The sequence below is a fragment of the Psychrobacter sp. AOP31-B2-9 genome (assembly GCF_052378005.1).
Lineage (GTDB): Bacteria > Pseudomonadota > Gammaproteobacteria > Pseudomonadales > Moraxellaceae > Psychrobacter.
Genome location: NZ_JBQSXG010000157.1, coordinates 1 through 6449 on the forward strand (window position 1 = coordinate 1; position 6449 = coordinate 6449).

The following is a 6449-nucleotide window of genomic DNA, read 5'->3' on the forward strand; positions in this document are numbered from 1 at the left end:
AATTTATATACCAAAATTACCGGTGGGCAACGGGTTGATTTGTTTGGTGCACGTATGGAACAACTACCAGATATTTGGAGCCAGTTGGTTGAAGCAGGATTTGAAACAGGTCACGCCTATGGTAAGTCATTACGTACTGTCAAATCTTGTATTGGCAATAACTGGTGCCGCTATGGCGTCGATGACAGCATTGGTCTCGCGCTAAGACTGGAAGATCGTTACAAAGGTGTACGCTCACCGCACAAAATCAAAATGGGCGTGTCTGGCTGTATGCGCGAATGCGCCGAAGCACAAAGTAAAGACTTTGGCATGATTGCAACAGAAAACGGCTGGAATCTATTTGTCTGCGGTAATGGTGGTATCACCCCGCGCCATGCTGAACTGTTTGCCACCGATCTCGATACCGAAACCATGGTTAAATATATCGACCGCATCATCATGTTTTATATCAAAACAGCCGACAAACTTCAGCGTACTTCCAAATGGCGTGAAAGCTTAGAGGGCGGGCTTGAATATTTACAATCCGTTATCATTGACGACAGCTTAGGTATTGCCGATGAACTCGAAGCACAAATGCAGCTATTGATAGACAATTACGTATGCGAGTGGGCAGCAACCATCAGCAATACCGAAAAGCTCAAACGCTTCCGCCATTTCGTGAACAGTGAAAAAGGCGATGATAACGTGGTGTTTGTACAAGAACGAGAGCAAATACGTCCAGCCACTGATGCTGAAAAAACCACTATTAAGTTGGTTGAGTTGGCTTAGTTTCTCATCTGATGCTGCTGATACTTTGTGATGCATGACTCTTCGCAAAGTATCATTCAACTTAACGCATTCGTTTGCTTATGCACTCATTAATTGTAGCGGTACATACTTAAGGATAACGCCTCATGAACCAACATACCATTTGTACTCTTGACGATATCATACCTGACACCGGTGTTTGTGCACTAGTTGATGGCAAGCAAATTGCTGTTTTTCGTACCACCCAAAATGATTTGTTTGCCCTTGATAATTACGATCCTTTTAGTCAGGCCAACGTACTATCGCGTGGGTTAATTGGTGGCACTAGCATTGCAAGTGACACTGGTACGACCGAAGATGTACTGTACGTTGCCTCACCTATTTATAAGCAGCGCTTTAATCTTGCTACTGGACAATGCTTGGACGATGCTAATACTAAAATTAATTCATACCGAGTTGGACTTGATATTAATAATGTGATCATTTTTAGTGAGTAGTTTTTAGTGAATAGAGTTAAGGTGTGTCATCATTTAAAGTACAATGCTTAATACACCTTATTCTGCATCTTTTTCTGCACGCCGATCACTGGCAGACTGATCTTCAGCCACGCCTGCCTTCCAATAAGAAAAAGCATATAGCTCGTCTTTCGACCACTTCTGCTCACCTTTCAAATACTGACGAATGGCTTTGACGGTTGCAAACTCACTAGCAATGTAAGCAAAACGACTTTGATTTGCGCTTGGTAGTTTTATAGATTTAACCGTATCAGCCAACTGACTGCCTTGCGTAGGATCGGCATTATGTAACCACGTCATTTCGATATTGGCTGCAGTTGGCAAATCTTGCTCGTCCTCTGCATCATGCACTTCAATAATACAGTGGCCACTAGTAGTAGCAGGCAGGTCTTGTAATATCGCGCCAAGCACTGGTATAGCCGTGGCATCACCCACTAATAAAATATGGTCTGTTTCAGGATAAAGCGCTTTGTTTTTGGGCTTCATCATCACACCTAGTTCATCACCTACTTGCGCATGCGTGGCCCAGCCTGAAGCTGGCGCTTCATCACCATGGGCGACAAAATCAATCCAAATCTGTTGTTTTTCAACATCAACGCCGCGATGGGTATAAGTACGCATCACAAAGCTGGACTTATCCTCTAAATCAAGCGCTTGGGTTTTATCTATCGGTATGGCAACTTTATTATTTACCCCAACAGTCATAGTCGCGATATTAGCGATAGTGGCAGGCTGTGCTGTTAAGCAAACACGAATATAATGCGGGGTTAGCATTTGCTTATCAGCTACGGTCATGACTTCTCTTACGGGTTTTTGATTTATCATAGTTATAAGACTCTTCTCTTGTATTCAATATTTTATGGGATTAAACCGTTTTTTATCATCATCACTTTATTTTGCTATCATTTTTACTTTATGGTCATTCTGCGGTCGTCGCTGCTTACCCTTGCTTTAACCAATCAGTCACCGCTTGCTTAAAACTAGGGCGAGCCATAACCGCATTTTTCCAGCGCTCAAAGTGTGCATACTGAGAAAAAGGATAGCCTGCTCTATTTAAAACAACCAGTTGTGGAATCCAAGTAATATCTGCCAACGAAAAGGCATCGCCAAATGGCTGGTTAATATCCCGATATAATCTGCGCTATTTTTCTTGTTTGACAGCAATTTATCTCATTTTTATCACCATGCTGAAATGAAGACACGCCCTAGTTCAAATAAAAAATATTCATTTATCGTGTTTAAGCAATACTCAACTTAAATATGCGCGATTAACATTTTGATATAGGCTGTTTCAAACCGCTTTGTCATTTAGCTTTGGCTATTTTTGACATTGTTAATCATAGTCTTACTCACTTGTAAAAACGCATTGAGCTCAGCCTCTGTTAAGTGTTGCGTTAACTGTTCTCTCGTCCACTCTTCTGCAGCGTTTAACTTTGCCATCACAGCCTTGCCTTTGGCGGTTGGCTGTAGCAACTGGCTACGACCATCTAAAGGATTGTCTTTTTTAACGATTAAATCAGCGACCAAAAGGTCGTTCAATGCGCGAGTGACTTGTGCTTTGTCACGTTGCATACGCTGAGCGATCGATTTTGCGGTGACCTCAGGATTTTGACAGACGCCTTTTAATGTTCTGATATGCGTCACAGATAAATCTAGCTCTTGACGTTTGACCCCTTCAAGCAACAGATTAGTATAGGTATGTATCAATTGATGTAAGGTTTCGCTTAATGCATATTTAGACATACAACACCTCCTATATAGTTGATAAAAGCAACTATATACAATAAGGTTGATTGTGTCAACTAATTATAAGTCTAATAAGTCGTATTACTTTATAATGGTGAGTTAGGCCGTTGCCAGTACAAACACATTGACACATAAATAGATTAACGCCACAATATTACAAATACTAATGATTATCAATAGCATATAAATTTTTATGTTCTTCTCTTATTACTGAGCCACTATGCCCTCTCGCACTAGCATTTCTTTATATCACATGATTTGGGCGCATTATCGCCTACCTTTTCTCAAAGTTATTTTACTTAATTTAATTAATGCTGCTGTCAGTGTGGGTATCATTGCTTATATCAACCACACTTTTATCAGTCAGCCTGTCTTTGATACATTGTCCTTGCTCAGTTTGGGTTACTTTTCAGCCTTGGTCGTACTGCTGCTCATCACTACTTTTTTATCACAGTATGCACTGACATGCTTGGGACATAAGTTCGTCTATGAGCTCAGGACAAAGCTGGTCAAGCAAATTATCGATACACATGTGCCGCAAATAGATCATTTGGGTAGCGCGCGGTTGCTTGCCAGCTTATCTTCAGACATACAATCTATTACCGTTGCCTTTGTACGTATGCCTGAATTGGTACAAGGCATTATTTTGTCTGTGGGTGTAGCGCTATATCTAGGTTGGTTGTCGCTGCCGTTATTGTTTATCATCATGTTTTGGATTGTGATGACCATTTGGATAAGTACTATTTTAGTCAAACATGTCTATATTCACTTAGTTGAACTACGAGCAATTAATGATCTTTTGTATCAAGATTATCAATCCGTTATAGATGGACGTAAGGAGCTGTCACTCAATCAGCACCGCGCCAAAAAGCTCTATAACGATGACTTTCTGTCTCATGCAAATGCATACAAAAAGGCTGTTATCAAATCTGATACCTACCACTTATCTGCTGTGAACTGGTCTAATATCATGATGTTTGCTTCGATTGGTGTGGTGTTTGCGGTAGCGAACTATTTAAATCTACCGATGAGTGTTGCAACTACATTTTCCTTAACGATTTTGTTCATGCAATCCCCTATTCTTCACGCCGTTGGTGCTTATCCGACCTTGCAAACGGCGCAGGTGGCGCTAGACAAAATACAGTCTTTTAAACTGGCTGATTACCAGGCAGAATTTATGACTGATCACGTGACAAAAGACTGGCAGTCCCTGTCGCTAACCAACGTCGGCTATCGCTATGACAGTATCAAAACTGAAACGCAGAATACGAATATATTAGAATCGGTCAACCTCACTTTGAACCGTGGTGAGGTAGTGTTTTTAATCGGTGCCAATGGTAGCGGAAAATCCACTTTGGCCAAAATTATCACAGGCATTTTTACACCGACCACAGGCTCTATAAAAGTGGACGATCAGCTCATTGGCTCAGGAGAGAACTCAAAGAATAATGCGGATTATAGGCAGCTATTTTCTGCTATTTTTAGCGATCAGCATCTGTTTAAGCAACTGATTGGCCATCAGGGTGATAGTCCTGATATGACGCTGGTCAACGATTGGGTGCATAAATTGAACTTGCAGGATAAAATTGAAATCGTAGACAATCAACTATCGACAGACAAGCTATCCCAAGGTCAGCGTAAGCGATTGGCGATGCTACTTTCAGTCGCCGAACAAAAAGAGTTTTTGTTGCTTGATGAGTGGGCGGCTGACCAAGATCCTGCGTTTCGCCGCGTGTTCTATCAGACACTGATACCTGAGCTAAAGGCGAGGGGAAAAACCCTATTTATCATCAGTCATGATGACGGCTACTTTGAACATGCAGATCGGTTGCTACTGATGAAAGAAGGCAGGTTAATTGAACTGAATGCAGAAGAGCGAAAGCGTGCCAGTACAGACGCCATTGCGATGTTGTAACGCATACGATCAAAAATCTAAAAAAATGGGGCAACTTATTATAAGTCGCCCCACTACAGAAAAATACAATCGACTAGACACGTGCCGCTGCAATGCCTTTAACCCACAAATATACCGCTTTTGCTTATTTTAGTAACTTCTGTAGAAATGCAACACGAGATATTACCAAAAAATCTAACAATGCAATGACCAAAATAGCAATTATCGCTGTTGGAAATATAATCGCGACTATCAATAAAGGAATAGCAATTGGCCACCAAATGGAGAACTGCTGACCACGTGCTGGCGGATTTAGTCCTATACTTTCGCTAGTACTGCGAGGACGACGTTGCCACCACATGACATAACCGCTCACACTAATAATGACAACAAAAAGACAAAACAGGACATTGGCCAACACACTCCACCACCCTAGCGTACCCATATGAATAGCAATACCTGCTGCCATAAACTTGCCAAAGGCATTGTAATCGTCGTAGTGAATATCAGCCAACACCTTGCCCGAATAGCGGTCAATGTGTACGGTGCGATCAGCGGTTGGACTTGTCATGTCATAGCTCATCGAATCTTGGCTGAGCGTCCACACCCCTGTTTCACCTTGTGGTAGATTCAGCTGATAACGCCCGACAAATCCAATTTCACGGGCGTATCGGTCTACCGTATCGACCATAATGGGTAGATTGGGCGCGATGCCATCTTTACCCATCGTTGTGCCCGAGACTGGCATCGGCGTCAGCTCAAGCACCCAAGGAACTTCTTTTGTTTTGCCCGAGTTTAGGACACTACCATGTGTGGGCGCATCTGTCGCGGCGGCACCATGAACATGAGGCTCTGGCGCTGATTCATTCGCTGGGGCACTGTGTTGACTATAATCAATCGACACTGGCATCGGAGCCACGCCCCACTTACCTGCAGGAAACTGGCTCCACGCCTGAACAACTCTCTCACCCCACACGCCTGCCCATGCCATTCCTGATATGCAAAAAAATAGCAGCAAAATCGACACCCAGCTACCCAATGTCGCATGAATGGTACGGATAAAGGAACGTTTTTTCTTGTTGGCTACTGCCTCATTAGGTATCAGCATGGCTTTGAGTGATTTGCGTTTTTGCCACCAAAGATACCAACCCGACAAGATCATTAAGATAGTCAGTGCAGCGGCGGTTTCTAAGAGGTAGTCACCTGTTTTACCAATCAATAAATCACTATGAATATTATTGAAAGTATTATAAAGACTACTACTGGCAGGCGTGCTGTTGACGACATCAGCCGTATAAGGGTTCACTGCCACCATATTAGTCTGGTCTTCTGATTTGACCTGAAACAAGGCGACGGTATCCGCATCACGAGGCGCAATATATTTAACGAGTGTACTATCGGGCAAAGTACTAAGCGCGTTTTTTGCTTGTGTAGAGACTGGTGCTGTCAGCATTGATTCTGGCGTAGCGATGGTCAAACGATCACCGTCTAAACCGACCGTATTAGACATAAACAACATACCTAAAGCGGTTACAGACAAAACGATT

6 protein-coding genes and 1 pseudogene are annotated in these 6449 nt (G+C 42.6%); 3 read left to right on the plus strand and 4 right to left on the minus strand.

From position 1 onward, the window contains the following. Nucleotides 1-768 (plus strand): annotated as a pseudogene (locus ACT3SX_RS13110) (nitrite reductase large subunit NirB); the annotation flags it as partial. Nucleotides 769-893: 125 nt separating this feature from the next. After that, nucleotides 894-1244 (plus strand): nitrite reductase small subunit NirD, encoded by a 351-nt coding sequence (gene nirD / locus ACT3SX_RS13115; RefSeq protein WP_192520158.1) that lies wholly within the window; start codon nt 894-896, stop codon nt 1242-1244. A gap of 57 nt (nt 1245-1301) precedes the next feature. On the opposite strand, the gene ACT3SX_RS13120 is transcribed toward nirD, so the two are convergent. The 3 genes from ACT3SX_RS13120 to ACT3SX_RS13130 all read right to left on the minus strand — a co-directional run bounded on the left by ACT3SX_RS13120 (nt 1302) and on the right by ACT3SX_RS13130 (nt 3005). Next, nucleotides 1302-2087 carry a siderophore-interacting protein gene (locus ACT3SX_RS13120; RefSeq protein WP_192520157.1) on the minus strand — a complete coding sequence of 262 codons (786 nt, stop codon included), beginning with the start codon at nt 2085-2087 and terminating at the stop codon, nt 1302-1304. Between the two features lie 115 nt (nt 2088-2202). Next, nucleotides 2203-2385 (minus strand): glutathione S-transferase family protein, encoded by a 183-nt coding sequence (locus ACT3SX_RS13125; protein WP_318779545.1) that lies wholly within the window; start codon nt 2383-2385, stop codon nt 2203-2205. 185 nt (nt 2386-2570) lie between these two features. Further along, on the minus strand, nt 2571-3005 hold the full coding sequence (locus ACT3SX_RS13130; protein WP_192520155.1) for a MarR family winged helix-turn-helix transcriptional regulator: 435 nt from the start codon (nt 3003-3005) through the stop codon (nt 2571-2573). Between the two features lie 223 nt (nt 3006-3228). Here ACT3SX_RS13130 and ACT3SX_RS13135 point away from each other — a divergent pair, with 223 nt between their 5' ends. Continuing rightward, nucleotides 3229-4923, plus strand: a complete 1695-nt coding sequence (locus tag ACT3SX_RS13135; RefSeq protein WP_225739259.1) for a multidrug ABC transporter permease/ATP-binding protein — start codon at nt 3229-3231, stop codon at nt 4921-4923. A gap of 124 nt (nt 4924-5047) precedes the next feature. On the opposite strand, the gene ACT3SX_RS13140 is transcribed toward ACT3SX_RS13135, so the two are convergent. Next, nucleotides 5048-6449: PepSY-associated TM helix domain-containing protein (locus tag ACT3SX_RS13140; protein WP_444761472.1), on the minus strand; the 1402-nt coding region annotated here is incomplete at its 5' end.

Bases quoted from the DNA above. Each gene is read 5' to 3' on its own strand.
- ACT3SX_RS13120 (WP_192520157.1), bottom strand. From the start codon at position 2,087: ATGATAAATCAAAAACCCGTAAGAGAAGTCATGACCGTAGCTGATAAG.
- nirD (WP_192520158.1), top strand. From the start codon at position 894: ATGAACCAACATACCATTTGTACTCTTGACGATATCATACCTGACACC.
- ACT3SX_RS13130 (WP_192520155.1), bottom strand. From the start codon at position 3,005: ATGTCTAAATATGCATTAAGCGAAACCTTACATCAATTGATACATACC.
- ACT3SX_RS13135 (WP_225739259.1), top strand. From the start codon at position 3,229: ATGCCCTCTCGCACTAGCATTTCTTTATATCACATGATTTGGGCGCAT.